Source organism: Mesorhizobium sp. M4B.F.Ca.ET.089.01.1.1 (assembly GCF_004022605.1).
GTDB lineage: Bacteria > Pseudomonadota > Alphaproteobacteria > Rhizobiales > Rhizobiaceae > Mesorhizobium > Mesorhizobium abyssinicae.
This window is the reverse complement of the sequence record NZ_RZOS01001381.1, coordinates 1-469: the sequence shown is the minus strand read 5'-3', so window position 1 is coordinate 469 and position 469 is coordinate 1. Positions and strand designations below refer to the sequence as shown.

Annotated in this window: 1 pseudogene; it reads right to left on the bottom strand. The window is 56.5% G+C overall.

Annotation, left to right across the window (positions count from 1 at the left end):
- Window positions 1–247: pseudogene (locus EN780_RS37620) on the bottom strand (ABC transporter permease); the annotation flags it as partial.
- Window positions 248–469: the final 222 nt, after the last annotated feature.

Below are 469 nucleotides of genomic sequence, written 5' to 3'. Positions count from 1 at the left end.
GGATCAGGCTGACCGTAGCAGTCAACAGGCCGATGCGGATGGCGTTGAAGGTGACTTTCCAGAACACCGGCGACATCAGCGAGTCTGCATAGTTGCCCCACTGGAAATCCGGAACGATGCGGTAGGAGGCGGATGACCAGAAGCTGTAGACGAGAAGGATAAGGCTGGGAACGACGAAGAAAGCCAACATGTAGGCGACCGTGGGGCCCGCCAGGATTGCACTAGTCCTTGTTCGTGCCAGGCTCATCTTTTGCCTATCCCGGCGGGTGACGGTCCGTCGTCCGCTCGCACTTTTGAGTACGTGGCTCAATTTTCAGCCGCGGAGTCGGCTGGGCCACGATCATCAAAGTCTCAGTTGTAATGCATGTCCCCGGCGGCTGGTCGAACCCTGTTGACCGCGCACTTTGTTCTTCCAGTAGGTTCTTCCAGATTGACGCGTCACACAATTTCGCAGACACAGGTTTGTTGA